Here is a 17085-nt window from a genome sequence, read left to right as displayed (position 1 = left end):
AGCGGTGATCTCAAATCTCGAAGATTCCTGATTCAGACGAAAGAAATCGCTAACAAAATGATCGTCTGTAACATTCACAGATTTCTACAATTTCTCCGGGTGAAGGTTTTCTACAGAGCAAATTTTTTGATAATGTTCCTGATTTTGTTCAAGGGATACACCGCAATCGACGTCAATCCCGTTTTGATCCCAATATCGGTTTAAAAAGCAGTATATTTTAGGATATTTTCAATGAAACTATATGTCAAAACAATACCTTCGAGATATCTGTCGGTTTTTCTGTTAATCACAATCCTATCAATATCCTCTCCCATATCGTTTACTATTTTTATAAGATCGGTTTGCCTCTTTTTCCGTGGCATGCTTAACAATAACAATCATGCAAGTTTATATTTTCCGGGTTTTCAGCCTCCGTTCATATTATTATCTTACATTAAGTGATGATGCTGTATTACCTTATGAGACATCATCGCAACAGGGGGATGTCCACGTGGCGGGGGCTTTAGCCCCCAAGAGCGTTTTGAAAAGGGATCAAAACACACCCCCAAACAAGGGGGGTCATACAAAATCATGCATGACCCCCCCCCTAATTTCACGAGCCTGTTATTAGTCCCAAATACTATAATTTTCACGTCACGGAATCTTCTAGAGTACCCACCACAAATCGCATGATGGGGGAGGGGGGGTCACACCCTTTTTGTGAGCCCGAACCGGGCCCTGGAAACCCTTGTGATCCCGCCCCCGGTTCCGCAAAATCCGGCCCAATTTTTGCCCGTGAATATTCGCACATAAGACAAGTTTTGGCCGGCCGTGAAGCGGACCCCACAGGATAAAAAAAGCGGCCCGATCAAACCCCAAAAACAGGGGGGTCATGCAATTTCAGGTGCGACCCCACCCTAATTTTGCCCGGCAAAAGATGCATTTTTAAGGGATGAATCGTGTGCCGGGCTGCCCAGCAAAAATGACCGGAAACTATGTATCGCACACGCCCGTTCATCTGTTATTACGAAGACGGCGGGGACTCCACATGCCCCCGCAGTTCTGAAACAAAAAACCGTGCTGATCACCATGGCTGTATTCAGAGAAAAGACCGGGACAAAAAGTGCCGTCCTTTACCCGAAAAACCCCTTCCCCGACATAGGTGCGTTTTCCGTGTTTGTCCGGGATATCATCGTGAAAAACCCGTTCGGGTGCACGTCGTACATGACCGGGAGAAAGAACCATCCGCCGGTCGAGAAGATCCGGGAGATGTACACCGCAAAGTTCGTGTACCTCGATAAAAACCGCGTCCAGGTGGGATCTGGGTCGGAGATCTATCACACTCTGGACGGGTACGAGGATGGGATCGCTGCGGTTGTCTCGAACACCGCCAACGCACTGGCCCACGGCGGGAAAGCAAAACACATCCCCGATGCCGACCTCTTTTCCGTGACCCTCCAGTGCCACGACCCGGACGGCACGCTCTGGTTTATGAGTATTGCCCGGGACCGGGTCGCGATCTCTGCATACAAAGACGATGCAGTAAAAAAACGGGTAGGTGAGTGGGCAAAGACAGTACCGGCACTGCAGTGAGCGGGCAGCTGCATTTGTCTTTTTTTAGGAAACCCCCCCTCCGTCATCCCCCGCAGATGATCGGGTGCCCTTCGTCCCGTGTTTCAGGCCCGGGTCGGATCGGAGGTGTCTACCCTGCTCTTGTCTTCTGGCCGGCGTATGGTCGGGATCTGCCATTACCCCGCTTACGCAGTCTTTTCGGGAGGCACGGGATCTTGGATCTTTTTATCGCTATTTTACCTTTGAAAATTTACTTTTTCTATAGAGCCCAAAAATCAGAAATATAAATACATAAAACCCTAGGTTAACTGCCGCACCTGAGACGGTCCGTGCTGCTCCCGCACTGGTCATCCTCGCCTTCCCGGAGCTGGCGGCAGATATCACAAGTCCGCTGCACGAGGTTAACTTCTTTGCCCTCCTTTAAATCCCGGGCAAGCAGTTCTATTGATTTCTTTACATCGTTTTCGAATTCGATGCGGTATCCGCGTTTCCCGGAGAGGTACTGGGAGACCGCGGAGGGTGCAATCTCCAGCATCCTCGCCGCTTCGACCTGGGACACCCCGCACTTCACGAGCTCGACCGCGATAGCGGCACGGATTGCCGGCAGGACATCCCAGACGATCTTCTGGCAGGGAGATTCCATTATATCACAACCTTTAAGTTATCACAATTGTTACATAAATACGTTGTATTCACAATTGTGAATTTGTTGTGGGGCCGTAAAAATAGCACTTAACATGCACCGTTTACACGGGAGCAGAGTGGAATACGAACCAATCCAGCCCAAAAAGGCTGCCCGCCTATCCAGGATAACAAAAGAATAATCAGACGACACGCGCACATATTCACGTAAAACACTAGGAAAGAGAGCATGGGAAAGCGCATTATCTACATGGACCACTCCGCAACGACGTACACCAAAGAAAAGGTCGTCGATGCCATGATCCCGTACTTCACCCGGCACTTCGGCAACCCTTCTTCCATCTACAGTATCGCACGTGAATCAAAACAGGCCATCGATACGGCCCGGGCACAGGTAGCAACAGCGCTCGGGGCGAACCCTGACGAGATCTATTTTACCTCGGGAGGGAGCGAATCCGACAACTGGGCGATAAAAGGCGTTGCGTATGCCAACCGGAAGCGGGGCAACCATATCATCACCACAACGATCGAGCATCATGCGGTTCTCCACACCTGCCGGTTCCTTGAAAAAGAGGGATTTACGGTAACTTACCTCCCGGTGGACCGGTACGGCCGTGTCGATCCGGCTGACCTTGAAAAGGCGATCACCGATAAAACGATCCTCGTCTCGATCATGTACGCGAACAACGAGATCGGTACCCTCGAACCGATCCCGGAACTCGCGGCGATTGCACAGAAGCACAAGGTGTACTTCCACACCGATGCAGTACAGGCGATAGGGAATATCCCCATCGACGTGAAGGCACAGAACATCGACCTGCTCTCCCTTTCCGCCCATAAGTTATACGGCCCCAAGGGGGTCGGCGCCCTCTACATACGGAACGGCGTCAGGATCGAGAACCTGATCCATGGCGGCGGCCAGGAACGAAAGAAGCGGGCCGGCACCGAGAATATTGCCGGGATCGTCGGGTGCGGAGCGGCCATCGAGCTCGCCACGGCGGATATCGCAGGCCATAACGCACGGATCCGGTCCATGCGCAACCGGCTCATGGAGGGCATCCTCGATACGATCCCTCATGCCCGTCTCAATGGTCACCCGACAGAACGGCTGCCGGGGAACGTTAATATCAGCTTCGAATTCATCGAAGGGGAGTCGATGCTCCTGTGGCTGGATGACGAGGGTATCTGCGCATCGACTGGCAGTGCCTGCACCTCCGGCTCACTCGAACCCTCGCACGTGCTGCTTGCCACCGGCCTCCCGGTGGAGATCTCGCACGGCTCGCTGCGGCTGACACTCGGCGATGCAAACACCGAAGAGGACATCGATTTCGTGCTTGAGGTGCTGCCGAAGGTAGTATCCCGGCTGCGGGATATGTCTCCATTATACCAGAAGACAACAAAGGACGGAGGGTCCCATGTATAGCGAAACCGTGATGGATCATTTCAAAAACCCGCGCAATGTCGGGGAGATCGAGAATCCTGACGGCGTCGGTGAGGTCGGGAACCCGGTCTGCGGCGATATCATGAAGATTTTTTTAAAAATCGAGAATAACATCATCACCGACGCGAAGTTCAAGACTTTCGGCTGCGGGGCGGCAATCGCATCGAGCAGCATGGCCACCGAACTCGTACGGGGAAAAACCCTTGAGGACGCGTGGCAGCTTTCCAACAAGGCGGTCGCCGAGGCACTTGACGGCCTGCCGCCAATAAAAATGCACTGCTCGGTGCTTGCCGAAGAGGGCATCCATAAGGCGATCAACGACTACCGCGCGAAACACGGTCTTGTTCCCTGGGAGGAGACGTCCCCCCATTCACATGAGCATGGGGAAGATCCCGTGTGCCAGGAGTAGGCTGTACCCTCGTACCAGATCCGGGTTGTCAGGTGAAATTAATGCTTTCCGAACGCGAACGCGAACGATACAAACGCCAGATAATGCTTTTTGGCGATGAAGGGCAGGAACGCCTTAAAAAGGCCCATATCTTCATTGCCGGGGCGGGGGGGCTTGGTTCCCCGGTTGCGATCTACCTTGCGGTGGCCGGGGTCGGTACGCTCACCGTAGTGGACAACGACGTCGTGGACCAGACCAATCTCAACCGGCAGATCCTGCATTATGACCGGGATATCGGGAAGAAGAAGGTTGAATCCGCCGCGGAGAAGCTGCAGGCCTATAACCCTGATATCGCTGTCAGGGTGATCGATACCACCATCGATGAGTCGAACGCCGGCCAGCTGATCGGACATGCAGACGGGATTATCGATGCGATGGACAACTACCCGACCCGGTACCTGCTTAACGATATCGCGCTTGAAAAGCGGATCCCGCTGTTCCATGGTGCGATACGGGGATTCTATGGCCAGGCAACGACCATTCTCCCGGGGAAAACAGCCTGCCTGCGCTGCATCTTTCCCTGCGCGCCCCCGCAGGAGGTCTTTCCGGTCGTGGGAGCGACCCCCGGCGTTATCGGTACAATCCAGGCCACCGAGGTGCTCAAGTATCTCCTTGGCACCGGAGATCTCCTCGCCAACCGCCTGCTGATCTGGGATGGCATGGTGATGCACGCGGAAGAAATTTTCGTTGAAAGGAACCCGGCCTGCCCGTCATGCGGGGCGGGATGCGGTTCAGAGAGTGAACCGGCATCAGGGTCAAAGAGAACACAACAGAGGAAGAAAGAATGACGGTAAGGGTACGGTTTTTTGCCCGGTTCCGGGAGCTGCTCGGGACCGATATCGTAGTCACTGTCCCGGAAGGAAAGGGACTTGTGGATCTGGTAAAGGAGATCGCACAGAAGAACCGGGAAGGGTATGATGCACTCTTCGATGAGAACGGTGCATTCCGGGAGTTTGTCATCATAATGCAGAATGGAAAGCGCGTGGATACTGCCGCAGCAGGAACGGCCCGGGTTGCAGACGGCGACGAGATTGCGGTATTCCCCCCGGTGGCGGGCGGATAACTGCCGGGAGTACAGGTATGATCGCGATCCAGACCGACGATGTCGATATCGGGAAACTTATCACCGCAGCGAAAAAGCGGGGGACCGGTGCGATCGTTGTCTTTGACGGGATCGTCCGGGATGACGATATCCGCGAGATGGAACTGGAGGCATACGGGGAGGTTGCGCTCCCCGAGCTGGAGAAGATCGCGTCGGAGGCGAAAGAGACCTACAACCTCCTCTCTGTTGACGTCATTCACCGGATCGGCCGCCTTGCCATCGGTGAGAACATTCTTGTCATCGTGGTGGGCGCAGGGCACCGCAAAGAGGCGTACGAAGGCTCGCGGTTTATCATCGAAGCGATCAAGGCGGGTGTCCCGATCTGGAAAAAGGAGCTGTGCAGGGACGGGGATCGCTGGGTGCCCGGTGATCACCAGCACGGGTGCGGGACCGGGAAATAACCCGGGTCAATGCACCGGGAGAGCTCGCCGGCCTTTCCTGTCAGGCCACCCTCTTTTCCGTCAGTTTCCGGTACATCTCCTCGCCCACGCATTCCCGGGCATGCCTGCACCACTGCACACACGATGCGATATCGTTGTAGATCACAAACCCGCATGTACTGCACTTCACTGAAATATCGTTGGAGAACAATTCAACGTCCTCCCCACATTGCGGGCACTTTTTGATCGCGAGCGTCGGTGTCTTCAGGTTTGCCGCACCGGGACAGTGATCGAGCATACCGCCATTCCTCACAGGTACGTTGTCGTTCTGGTACATGAACCGGACGGATTGCATGCGGTCACCGGGAAAAAGGAAGCCGGCCGGAAAAGAGACTGCGGATTTGCCGCGATCTTTTTCGGGGACCCGGCAGGAGAACGGAGGCGGCTCATCATCCAAAGATGTATGAGCGCACGGTGCTAAAGATCCCGGCAGGTTATGACCGGAAAACAGTTTCTTTCAACAGTAAAATACGTGGCCGGCACAAAACCGGCCTTTCTGCTCTCCGAGATTGCAGTTTACCTGGACGAACCGCTGAGTGTCGGGCAGATGTACGCTCTGCTCCAGCCGCACCTAGCCGCACTCGGGCTTGCCGCACAAAAGACCGGTGAAGACTACGCGATCTCGCGGCTCCAGCCCTCCCCGCCCTATATCCTGAACGCTGCCGAGGAAAAACGCCTTGATGCGTATCTTTCCCTTGGTTCCATGCCCTCTGTTCTTGAAACGGTCATTGAACAGTATATCTCCGGAAAAACCGGCAAGGACTGGTCCGATCCGGTCATCCTCGAACGGCTCCGCCGTGCCATCGTCGCCCAGAAGGACGATTACTGGAAACCGGCGGACAAACGGTCGCTCCAGTACACGAAAGGGTATGCGGTGCTCGGCTACCTTGCGTACCATTTCCCGGTCTACTTCATGCAGGCCCGGCACCTGCTTGCGCAAATGGCCCGGGACGGCCTGTTGAAACAGGAGATGACGATCCTCGATCTCGGCACCGGGCCGGGGGTCATTCCGCTTGCCGTCGAGGATTTCTGGATGTGCCTTGATACCGCCCGGGCGACGGTCCATTCGGTCGAGCGATCGAAAGAGAACATCGAGGCGTTCGGTGCTCTTGCCCGGAGTGTCGCCACACAAAATCCCCAGGTGACGATAGAGCCCCCACGGGAAGCGGATATCACCTCTCCCGGGGAGATGCAGCTTCCCGACCGCGTCGACCTGATGGTCTTTTCCAACGTGCTCAATGAACTGGCCGGCCTGCCGGTCGCAGCACGTGCGGATATTGTCATGGACTATGCAGAACGGCTCGCACCGGATGGGGCGATCCTCATTATCGAACCCGCGGAGGAAGCGACCTCTACCGGCCTGCGCATTCTTGCCCTTGCGTTAAAGAAGCGGGGACTCTCGATCTATGCGCCCTGCACCTTTGTCTGGGGCACCAACTGCACCCCGGACCGGTGCTGGAGTTTCCAGACCGCTCCCTCCATCCGGCCCACCCGGATCATGAACACGCTCGCGGCATGCAACGAGCCGTTCCGGTACGTGAACACCGATATCAAGTACAGTTACGTGTCGCTGCGCAGAGACGGGAAAACACGCACGCACTGCCACATCCCCAAAGATACGAAAGCGCTGCGGCTGTCCAAAGTACACCTGAACGTGGGAAAACGGATCACGGTGGTGGCCGCGAAGATGTCCGAGGATCTCGGCGATAAGGAGACCCACCTGTTCAGGCTCTGCGACGGCTCGGCGGAAAAACCGGTATATGCGGTGCTGCCCGCATTTCACATAATGCCGTCCAACAGGGAACTCGGGTCTGCGCCATACGGGGCGGTGCTCGAGATCCGGAACGTGCTTGTGCGGTATAACCCGGCGCACGATGCGTATAACCTGCTCGTGAGCCGGAATACGCAAGTTACACCAATTGTTTAAAATTGGGAAATATCGGGCCCTGTAGAAACGGACATTACCCGATTGAGTTCACTCCGAAACCAAAAAACCGGTAAAAATGTGCGAGATCTCCCCGCCTCAGAGTCCCTCCGGACACGGCGGGACTCATCGTAGATGGCAAAGGAGGTAATAATCTCCTCATTACGTCTGAACGATTATCATAGGGAACCCCAGATTTTCTCAATTAATGAAATGTTTTTTCAACGCATTTTAAAAAATCCGGATCTGCACAGTACTTAACCTCGCAGCCCGGCTGTAATGTTACACACACTGCGTCACGTCAGAGCGGAGTGAAAAAAAGTGAAAAACGCGAACCCGTCATCGGGTGCGATCGTGAAAAACCGGATCCGCCTGTTGGGCTGCTCCTCTCACTTAGCAAAATTACCCTGAAACAGATCATTGGCGTCAGTTATCGTTCCTTTAAAAAATCGACGGGAGTTCAATGTTCTGTGAGGAGGTTAACAGAGCCGAATTTCAGTCATTCCCATTAGTCCCAAATATTGAAGCATCATGCTGGATTGAAACCCGCATCATTTCCCGAAAAAGGGTGCCTCATGGGGAAACGAATGAAAAAATTCAGGGAATTATCACAAACAACAACATTCGGGAATCAGGAAAGGGTATACCCCGTAGTTCCACCAGTGTAGTAAACATACGGCGTCATGGAGTTGATATTAACTCCACCTGATCCCATTCCCAAATTATAGATCGTGATCTGGTGTGAATCGGATGTACTAGGTATGATGGATGCCCCATCTGCTACAAGATTTGTCCACGATAATTGCGAGGGGACATTCAACGTAAGCGTGGACGTGAAGGTGTCGTAACTGCCAATATATATATTGGAGATCGTATTTTGGCCATAATCCACTCCATTGATAGTCAGATCGACATCATTGAAAGCAAATGTACTGATCTGGCCGGTGGTGACATACATAGTCCCTTGTGTGCCGCCTGAATTTATCGTCAGTCTTACAATATCGCCGTTTACCAAGGTATGCACAGTGCCTCCGTGGGTTATCGTGTAATAACTTCCCGTTACCCTGAACTGAATATAACCTCCACTCAGCAGATAACCCTGTTTGGGGGCGGCACTATTTAAGAAAATTGTGGATGCAGGTGTCTGACCCGGAGTTACCGTGATATACCCGCTCTTTGTGATAGAACCACTACCGCCGTTATTTGTAGCGGTCAACATGACGGTATAGGTTCCTGCGCTCGTATAGATGTGTGATGGATTTTGGACCGTGGACAGGGACGAACTATCTCCAAATGACCATGCCCACGAAGTCGGGGTACCTGTAGAGGTATCGGTGAACTGAACCGTGAGCGGTGTGGTTCCGGTAAGTGGCGTACCTGTGAAGTTCGGGTTCGGCGGGGGAATATAGGTGAATTGGTCGGCTGCCGAAGTTGCGGATGCACCGCCGGGTGTGGTGACGGTGACGTCAACGGTCCCGGCAGAACCGGCCGGAGAAGTCGCAGTGATTGAGGTGCTGCTGATAACTGCGAACGAGGTAACGGCGGTGCTGCCAAAGGTAACGGCGGTCGCTCCAGTGAAGCCGCTACCGGTTATGGCTACAGATGTGCCGCCAAGAGTCGAGCCGTATATCGGCAAGATACCGGTGACAGCCGGGGCTGTTGCATACGTGTATTTGTCGACAGAAGAAGTTGCAGACGTACCGCCAGGAGTGGTGACGGTGACATCCACGGTTCCGGCAGGATTGGCCGGAGACGTCACTGTGATCGAGGTAGCACTGTTTACTGTATACGTGGGGGCTGCTGTGCCGCCAAAGGTAATGGCAGTTGCCCCGGTAAAGCCGGTCCCGGTGATGGTTACCGAGGTTCCGCCAGCTGTCGGTCCAGCTGTCGGTGAGATACCAGTGACGGCCGGGGCTGCCACATAGATGAACTGGTCAGCGGATGAAGCCAGGGATTGACCGGCAGTATTGGTGACCTTAACGTCAACGGTTCCAGAACCTGACGGGGCGGTTGTCGTGATCGAAGTAGCATTGTTTACCGTATACGAGATTGCCGCTGTGCTGCCAAACATCACTTTGGTCACCCCGGTAAAGCCGGTCCCGGTGATGGTTACCGACGTACCGCCAGCTATCGGGCCGGCTGACGGTGAAATGCCTGTCACGGTCGGGTTTCCAAAGGTGAATTGATCGGATGATGAAGTCGCGGATGTACCGTTGGATGTAGTGATGGTGATGTCAACGGTTCCGGCTGAATTATAGTTCGGGCTGACGGCAGTGATCGAAGTAGCGCTGTTCACTGTATAATGTTGTGCCGGTAGACTGCCAAAGGCAACTGCGGTCGCCCCGGTAAAGCCCGTCCCGGTGATGGTTACACTGGTGCCGCCGCCGGTTGCGCCGGCTGCCGGTGAAATACCGGTGATAACCGGGACTACTACATAGGCGTAGTGGTCGGCTGCCGAAGTTGCGGATGTGCCACCGGGTGTGGTGACGGTGATGTCAACTGTTCCGGCAGAACCGGCCGGGCTGGTCGCGGTGATCGAAGTAGCGCTGTTCACCGTATACGAGGACGTCGCGGTGCCTCCAAATGATACTGAAGTCGTTCCGGTAAAGCCCGTGCCGGTTATGGTTACTGAGGTGCCGCCAAAAGTCGAGCCGGATGTCGGTGAGATTCCTGTGACGGCCGGGGGTGCTGCATAGGTGTAGTGGTCGGCTGCCGAAGTTGCGGAAGTACCTTTCGCTGTAGTGACGGTAATGTCAACGGTTCCGGCGGAATCGGCCGGGCTGGTCGCGGTGATCGAAGTAGCGCTGTTTACCGTATACGAGGTTGCCGCGGTGCCGCCAAAGGATACCGAAGTCGCCCCGGTAAAGCTCGTGCCGGTGATGGTTACCGAGGTTCCGCCAGCTGTCGGTCCAGCTGTCGGTGAAATGCCGGTGACCGACGGGGTCGGAGTGGGAGTCGGAGTAGCGGTTGCAGTCATCGTCCCCGTGGGTGATCCTCCCCCAGCATACTGCACGAAGTACGCGGAGGATAAAACGACACCTGCAGAGCCTGATCCGGTGTACACGATTGCCACACTCGATGGCGGGGTGGTTCCCGGTTTGGAATAGGTAAGCATTTCTCCGATGGACCACGTAGTAGGGATGATGACGCTGGACGTAACGTCAATCCCATCCACCAGGACCTTAAAAGTCCCGTTTGGCAATGCATCCCCGCCATTGTGCTTAATATAGACGATCTGGCTCTGATTTGAAATGACTGCACTCAGTGACGGGATCTTCTGGGGCTGGGGCTGTGAAAACACGGCGACGGCAATGACCGATGCGGCAATGACGACTATCGAGATCAGCAGGATTGTCCCGATAATCTCGGACACTGCATCGTCTTGTCTCCTGACGGAAAATTTCATGTACTCCCCACGCTCTGGACACTGACCGAAAGGTTTGCCGTCTTCCCGGTGAGGGTGATATGCGGATTACCATCGTTTATCCCGTACAGATAAATATAACCGCCGGTGGTGGTGTTGCCCGCGGTATAATACGTGGTCGGGATCCCGCCGGTCTGGTTTGCCGCTGCGTTCAGGTAGGATGCCCACATGACGGCTGCATTCGGATCCGGCGTGGTGATATTGATGCTTGCGTTCCAGGTATTGGGACTGACCGGCGCATACGGAAGGCTGCCGGCATCGGGTTTCAGGTATGTCGATATCTGTGCCGGGCTGCTGCCGCCGATTGTGCCCGCGTCGGCAGGATCGTATGCGAGCGCGACAATGTTCACGGTAATGTTCCCATTCCCGTTGTTCGCAAAGGTTATCTCAGGCGGAAGTTTATACGTGATCCCGTCGATCTGGGAGAGGAACACCCCGCCCATCTGGTAATAATAGGTCTGGGGGATCCAGTAGTTGTTGTTGGTACTGTACGCGAGGGAACCGAGGGGCACAGAATAGGTGTAATTCGGCTGGTAAGTGTATGCATACTGTGCTGTGGCGATTGCAGCTACATCGGAATTCGGATTGTAAACGGAATAGGTAATTGCTGCAGGGTACGCTATGATACTGTTTAATCCATAGGCAGGATCCAGCAGGTTGACTGAATAGGTGGTCCCCTGCTGGATATTGGAATATATTGTGACGCCATCCAGAGATTTGATGCCATTTTTCAGGACCGTAATCGTAATATCCGTCCTGTTGTAATTATACGCTGGAGCCGAGGTAAGGTTCTGGTTCGTGCCCTGACCGGTAAGGGCATAGGTCAGATAATAGGTCATCTGTGGCGTAATGTTGATCGTCGCGTTCCACGTATTTCCGTTGATTATGACGCTCCGCGCCGGATTTTCATTCTGACTGACTGTGGAAGCCGTGATATTGACCTGCAGGCCTGAAAGCGGGTTCAGGTAGACCTGAGTGTAGGGTGATGGGGTAATCGACAGCGGAGTACCGGAGAGAATCGCGGTTTTATTGCTGATATAGGAGTTGGATGAAATGGTGAAGATCTCCGGTGTCGTCGTCCTCTGGTTGATCGCTATTACACCGGTCGACCCCACGGGCTGCAGGACCGGGATGATGCTGGTACTCCCCTGCGCAGTCTGGCCTGCGGTGCCCAGCGGGAATGTGGTGCTCATGGCGAGACCCGTCTGCTGGTTCGTCCAGAGTGAATCGACGCCGATCTTGTAACTGACGAACTGATCGTTGATGTCACTCATATGATTGATCTCGTTCTCGCGGCCCTGCACCGGGACACCATAGATAAGGTACAGGGAGAAAGCGGCCATAACAATCCCGAGGATAAGCACAAACCCGATCACTTCAGAAAGAGCCTGTTCCCTATGGGACCCTGCAGTGCCGCCTGTCATATTCCAGTTATTCGTTTATGGCTTTGTTTATAAAGGTATCAGTACCAGTGGTTTCGCGCTGAATTTTAATCAGGGAAGTATCCCCCGGGATCCCTGCCCAACGGCTGCGAAGTATCAGCTCATACCCTCTGCGATTCAACGGCCCGGACTGGACTCATGGGTACCGCAATATGTACGAAGGGAGGGGGTGGCCCCCTGCTGGCCCGGCAGATGGGTGGGGGATGATCCCCTCCGAAAAAAAGAGTGAGGGGGGAGGGGGATTACCCTCCTCCTCCCTTTGTGCCGTGAACCCCCCCCTTTTCTGCATGGCACCGGCCGGTATTTCGCATGGAACCTCCGGGTGGGAAGCGGTTTCCTGCTGCCTCTCTCTGGATATAGATGTATTACTTTCACCATGCACAATCCAGCTCCTTTTATGGAAGTTCCTGTATAGGGTACGGATCGCGAGGATCAGGAAGGGAAACGCATGAATACGCAACGAATCGAGTCCGGCACCCCAGATGGCGATGCACTGGGATTTTTTGAATCGCTCTACTCCGGCTGGCTGGAAATCAGGGAGAACCACCGGCTTTACCTCCATTTCATCATATCCCGAAACAAAAACAAGGGTAACACACAGGCTTTACTACGGCAGTGGCTTGCACAGGGATATGATGTCCGGGTGGTGATGCCCCGCCCCGTCATGCAGCACATCCTCAAAAAACTGCAGTTTGTTCCCTCCATGGAGACCCTTCCGGAATGGTACGAAGGGATCGTTGAGTGCTGGCACAGCTAAAAGCATGGCTGCAGTCCGGCTCCTCCGGAGCTGGAAGCGGGAAAACTACTCACCGGAACCGTTCATCAGGAAGTATGGATAAATAACCGTTCGTTATATCGGGCGGTGATTTTTTCGTTTTACGTTCCCGCCGGATCGCGTGTTCCCCCTCCGGATACCTGCATTTAAGGGTAAAATCGTGGATTGTAATATGAGGGAAAAACCGTCATTCCCCGATCAGCGTCTTTGATACAATATATTCCCCTTTTGCCTCACGGGTTGTCCCGACGATGAGCCAGTGTTCCGTGCCATGCCGCTCCAGGACTCCGCAGGCCTCGATGGTCTCCCCTGCGAGTGCCTGTCCGCTGTACGTATGGGTAAAGGAGAGGACTTTCGTTACTGACTCGTGCTCAACTACGTAGACTGCCGGGTTGTCAAACGCAAGTGAGGCATCGGTCACTGTTGCGAGGATTGTCTGTCTGCCGCAGACCTCCCCTTTTCCCGAAGGTACGCCCGCAAGGTTATCGGTGGACCGCGTGTAGAGGATATCAAAATAGGTGCCGTCAATCTGGCCCCGGTTCCACTTCCGCTGCTCGTGGGCCACAAAGACGTCGTAGGGAATCGCAGGCTGGCGTTTCTCGTACACCTTGCGCCACATTGCCAGGGACATACCTTCGATCCTTCCGTCAGCGATGCCCTGTTTCACGAGCGCCTGTGCAGTAAACCAGTGCTTCCCGTACACGACCATGTCGATATCCGAACTTTCGTTCTGGAGCCCGCACAGGAGCGAACCGGTACAGCCGATAGTAGCCGGTGGCAGCCGGAACAGGTCGAGCAGTTTACGGACCCCCGAATGAGACGCTGCAATACGGGAGATCTCCTGATCCGGTCTTAATACCCGGCGCAGATCGCCGACAGGAATGCGCTGGACCAGCCCCGCGTATGCCGGTTTTTCGTGTGCGATCTTCCTGTACGCGTCCTCAAAATCGTATTTTCGGTACCGCTGGCCGGATGGGCCGGTTCTCCCGCCCTCCTTATCCGGCACATACCGGAGCAGGCACCCGACGTCCTTTTCGTTGTCGTAGGTGGACACCGCATAGAGCCAGCCATCGGGATCTTCAACAAAGTCACGCAGGCGGATCGGCAGCATAAGGACAGTCCCGGTATCAGCAGGATCGGAGGAATGTTTCGATTGCATCGGCGTCCGCCCCGCGGCGGACGATGGTTCTTGTGGTGAGATCGACAACCGTGCTCGGTGTCCCCGGGAGCATTCCGCCATCGATAAGAAGATCCCGGGGCACCGTGCACTCCTCCGGGGTCTGCGGGTCTTTTCCTCCCGAGAGGTTTGCGCTCGTGGCGGTTATGGGTGCATCAAACCGTTCGATGATCTGCAGGGCAATGCCATGCGCCGGGATACGGATCCCGATCATCCCGGTGCCCCCGGTCAGGATCCCGGGAATCGTCCTCCGTGCCGGCACCACCACGGTCACCGGTCCGGGCAGGAATTTTTCAATAAATTCCCCCATAGGGCGGTCGATATGCGAGACTGCAGCGAGCATCTCGAAATCGGAAACCGCAATGGAGATCGGCTTTGCGAAATCCCGTTTCTTTGCCTCATAGACTTTCTCGATGGCCTCTTCTGAAAAAGCATCTGCCCCTAGACCATAGAGGGTATCGGTCGGGTACACGATAAGGCCGTCATGCATCAGCACCGACACGGCCCGTTCGATGATATCCATTTAAAATTCCCTGCCGCGGATCCGGGTGATATCGAATACTGCCTTGCTGCTCACGTGCATGACGGCAAATACTCCGGCCTGGATCGGATCGGTGACGACCAGATCGGCATGCTGGGGCACCGTTCCCGCCATCCTGAGCGCGATGACCGGGATACCGGCCTCCCGGACCCGGTCGACCGCCTTTGAGATATCCCCGCCCATGATCGACCCGGCAAGCACGAGGATGGATGCCCGGGGGAGGCGCGAGACCGCGTCAACGGCAAGTGCGAGCGTCCGTTCGCCGACAAGGGGAATGGTGTCTACAGATATCCGCTCGCCCCGGATATTATGCCGGTCGGCCTCGTTGACCGCACCGAGTGCAACCTGGGCGACCTGTGCGCCGCCCCCGATGATGATCACACGGGAACCGAAAATGTCGCCAAAGGGCTGGAAGTTTTTTACGTCCCTGACTGACCCTATCGCCTCAAGGTCGCGGACCAGCTGCTCGCGATTGGGCCCCGGTTCGTATTCCAAGTAGAGCTCTCCCATTCCCGCGTGGGGGCCGGAATCGAAGATCTCCTGATTTATCATGAGGATGTTCGCCCCGTGGTCGGCAATCACCGTCGCGATATCCCGCAGCACGCCCCGGGTGTTCTCGGCTATGATCCGCATTGCACAGCGTTCAGGTTCGGTGTCCATAACAACTGATGCGATAGCCGGGGATCGAACCCGGGTTAGAAGCTTGGGAAGCTCCTGTCCTGCCGCTAGACTACTATCGCATTTTCATTCTGCTCTATGATATTGCCTTATTTCGAAGATAAATATAGTGTTTGCTTCGGTCCGGTTTATCCGGCCGGCTGGTCGATATTTTTATGAACGGCGGTGCAGCATAATAACAATACACGACATGTTCCTGTTCGTATATCCGGGCCAGGTGCCGGGACGTTCGGGAACATGAGCATAACCATCGTTTGGTACACGGGAGTCTTTTCCATGAAACATCCACGAATTTTCCTCATGCTTATGCTGGCTGCGGCGCTCATTGTCCTTGCATGCCCGGTCCAGGCAGATTCAGGGACACAGGCGGTACTCTATCAGAGTACGTTTACCGCTGATCCCCACTGGACAACCAACAACCCATCAACAGATTACTGGGACCCGTCGGCGGAGATGTACCATTTCGGGATTCAGCCAAGTACCGGTAACTATGCGTACTCCCCATCGATCAACTACAACAGCGGATCGTTTACCCTCGAGTACGATGTCCTGCTTGACCGGGTAGACCCCGGCGCAACGTTCCGGCTGGGCTTCACTGGGGACGACATGGACTTCAACAAGGGCCCGAACATCATTACCGCATTTACGACTTCAAAAGACGGCCAGATCATGGTGCTTCATTCTGTCACCCAGAGTGCAATACAGAATGAAGTCACCAGCGCTATATCCTCGTATGGAGGTCAGACCGTCACGTATCAGCTCAATACCACCTATCACGTTGCCGTAAACTATAATAACGATACGGGGATTATTACCGAAACGGTCACCAACAAGCAAACCGGTCAGCAGCTTTGGAGTTACTTTACAACTACCCAGGACCCCCTCAAGAATATGAACCGGATCTATCTTGGCAATGTTGGTGATTATGGCACGATGGGCCTGTTTGCCGAGGGGTGGATCGATAACGTACGCCTGACGGCCACGATTCCGTCTGCATCCATAACCCCTACCACGCAGCCCACAACGCCCCTGCCAACGTATGTCATTACGCCGTCAACGAAAGTGACCACGCACGTAGTATTTACACCGATTCCAACAACAACAAAAAAGTCTCCCTCTTCGGGAATGGTTGCCATCGTCGCCCTCGGGATCATCGGAGCCTGCACGGTAGCAAAGACGATGAACAAGAAAAGATAAAGATGACCCCCTGCAGGAGGGGGTATCCCCCCCTTTTTACCGCAATCTGTATATTGACCCACGGCCCCTCCCTTCGAGAGCCGACCCCTATACGTGGTTAGCGCGTTCGTCCAGGTTCCTTATTTTCCTGAAAATCCGGGATACAGGCAGGGATACTGAAATCCCGGTGAATTCCGGGTAGTACGAGGGAAACCCCAAAAAAAGGAGTATGGGGTGGCTTTTCCTGTGAAGCCTGGAGGATATAAATCAGGGTTTTTCCCGGCAGGATGTTTCGTGCTTTCGCACCATTGCCGGGGGTGTGGA

General features: G+C 54.7%; 16 protein-coding genes and 1 tRNA gene. 9 read left to right on the top strand and 8 right to left on the bottom strand.

The window, feature by feature from the left end; translation table 11 throughout:
- Positions 1-1068 precede the first annotated feature (1068 nt).
- Positions 1069-1572 carry a hypothetical protein gene (locus tag ACLQMU_RS05075; protein WP_443673583.1) on the top strand — a complete coding sequence of 168 codons (504 nt, stop codon included), beginning with the start codon at positions 1069-1071 and terminating at the stop codon, positions 1570-1572.
- A gap of 283 nt (positions 1573-1855) precedes the next feature.
- Here ACLQMU_RS05075 and ACLQMU_RS05070 read toward each other — a convergent pair whose 3' ends face one another.
- Positions 1856-2194, bottom strand: coding sequence for a transcriptional regulator (locus ACLQMU_RS05070; RefSeq protein ID WP_443673582.1), 339 nt, complete (start codon positions 2192-2194; stop codon positions 1856-1858).
- Between the two features lie 228 nt (positions 2195-2422).
- On the opposite strand from ACLQMU_RS05070, the gene nifS reads away from it, so the two are divergent.
- Genes nifS through ACLQMU_RS05045 form a run of 5 tightly spaced genes read left to right on the top strand, consistent with a single transcriptional unit; the run spans position 2423 to position 5585 of the window.
- Entirely contained in the window at positions 2423-3616 is a 1194-nt protein-coding gene (nifS, locus tag ACLQMU_RS05065) for a cysteine desulfurase NifS (protein ID WP_424040899.1), read from the top strand.
- Positions 3609-4043, top strand: a complete 435-nt coding sequence (gene nifU, locus ACLQMU_RS05060; protein WP_424040900.1) for a Fe-S cluster assembly scaffold protein NifU — start codon at positions 3609-3611, stop codon at positions 4041-4043. The genes nifS and nifU overlap by 8 nt, the downstream gene beginning before the upstream one ends.
- A 41-nt stretch (positions 4044-4084) precedes the next feature.
- Positions 4085-4870: a HesA/MoeB/ThiF family protein gene (locus tag ACLQMU_RS05055; protein ID WP_424040901.1), complete on the top strand. Its 786-nt coding sequence runs from the start codon at positions 4085-4087 to the stop codon at positions 4868-4870.
- The gene (locus ACLQMU_RS05050) at positions 4867-5145 is read left to right on the top strand and encodes a ubiquitin-like small modifier protein 1 (RefSeq protein ID WP_422149738.1); all 279 of its coding nucleotides are present in this window, start codon (positions 4867-4869) and stop codon (positions 5143-5145) included. Before ACLQMU_RS05055 ends, ACLQMU_RS05050 begins: the two co-directional genes overlap by 4 nt.
- 17 nt (positions 5146-5162) lie before the next feature.
- Positions 5163-5585: a molybdenum cofactor biosynthesis protein MoaE gene (locus tag ACLQMU_RS05045; RefSeq protein ID WP_422149739.1), complete on the top strand. Its 423-nt coding sequence runs from the start codon at positions 5163-5165 to the stop codon at positions 5583-5585.
- 40 nt (positions 5586-5625) lie between these two features.
- On the opposite strand, the gene ACLQMU_RS05040 is transcribed toward ACLQMU_RS05045, so the two are convergent.
- A complete protein-coding gene (locus ACLQMU_RS05040; protein ID WP_422149740.1) occupies positions 5626-5919 on the bottom strand; it encodes a hypothetical protein in 294 nt (97 codons plus the stop codon).
- Positions 5920-6060: 141 nt separating this feature from the next.
- On the opposite strand from ACLQMU_RS05040, the gene ACLQMU_RS05035 reads away from it, so the two are divergent.
- Positions 6061-7551, top strand: a complete 1491-nt coding sequence (locus tag ACLQMU_RS05035) for a small ribosomal subunit Rsm22 family protein (RefSeq protein WP_443673581.1) — start codon at positions 6061-6063, stop codon at positions 7549-7551.
- A gap of 628 nt (positions 7552-8179) precedes the next feature.
- On the opposite strand, the gene ACLQMU_RS05030 is transcribed toward ACLQMU_RS05035, so the two are convergent.
- Positions 8180-10954, bottom strand: coding sequence for an IPT/TIG domain-containing protein (locus ACLQMU_RS05030; RefSeq protein WP_422149742.1), 2775 nt, complete (start codon positions 10952-10954; stop codon positions 8180-8182).
- On the bottom strand, positions 10951-12396 hold the full coding sequence (locus tag ACLQMU_RS05025; RefSeq protein WP_443673580.1) for a hypothetical protein: 1446 nt from the start codon (positions 12394-12396) through the stop codon (positions 10951-10953). Before ACLQMU_RS05025 ends, ACLQMU_RS05030 begins: the two co-directional genes overlap by 4 nt.
- Positions 12397-12862: 466 nt before the next feature.
- On the opposite strand from ACLQMU_RS05025, the gene ACLQMU_RS05020 reads away from it, so the two are divergent.
- The gene (locus ACLQMU_RS05020) at positions 12863-13171 is read left to right on the top strand and encodes a hypothetical protein (protein WP_422149744.1); all 309 of its coding nucleotides are present in this window, start codon (positions 12863-12865) and stop codon (positions 13169-13171) included.
- Positions 13172-13376: 205 nt separating this feature from the next.
- Here the strand turns inward: ACLQMU_RS05020 and ACLQMU_RS05015 are convergent, their stop codons facing one another.
- From ACLQMU_RS05015 to ACLQMU_RS05000, 4 genes are all read right to left on the bottom strand, one after another.
- The gene (locus ACLQMU_RS05015) at positions 13377-14300 is read right to left on the bottom strand and encodes a nucleotidyltransferase domain-containing protein (protein WP_443673584.1); all 924 of its coding nucleotides are present in this window, start codon (positions 14298-14300) and stop codon (positions 13377-13379) included.
- A gap of 16 nt (positions 14301-14316) precedes the next feature.
- Complete coding sequence (locus tag ACLQMU_RS05010; RefSeq protein WP_422148502.1) at positions 14317-14889, bottom strand: L-threonylcarbamoyladenylate synthase; 573 nt, start codon at positions 14887-14889, stop codon at positions 14317-14319.
- Entirely contained in the window at positions 14890-15567 is a 678-nt protein-coding gene (locus ACLQMU_RS05005; protein ID WP_422148503.1) for a DUF5612 domain-containing protein, read from the bottom strand.
- A 9-nt stretch (positions 15568-15576) separates the two neighbouring features.
- A tRNA-Gly gene (locus ACLQMU_RS05000) sits at positions 15577-15647 on the bottom strand.
- 214 nt (positions 15648-15861) lie between these two features.
- Here ACLQMU_RS05000 and ACLQMU_RS04995 point away from each other — a divergent pair.
- Positions 15862-16782, top strand: a complete 921-nt coding sequence (locus tag ACLQMU_RS04995) for a hypothetical protein (RefSeq protein ID WP_424040375.1) — start codon at positions 15862-15864, stop codon at positions 16780-16782.
- The last annotated feature ends 303 nt before the right edge of the window (positions 16783-17085 follow it).

It is taken from the genome of Methanoregula sp. (genome assembly GCF_052325125.1).
In the GTDB taxonomy this organism is placed as follows: Archaea; Halobacteriota; Methanomicrobia; order Methanomicrobiales; family Methanospirillaceae; genus Methanoregula.
The sequence above is the reverse complement of the archived record's forward strand: the minus strand, read 5'-3'. Positions and strand labels throughout refer to the sequence as shown.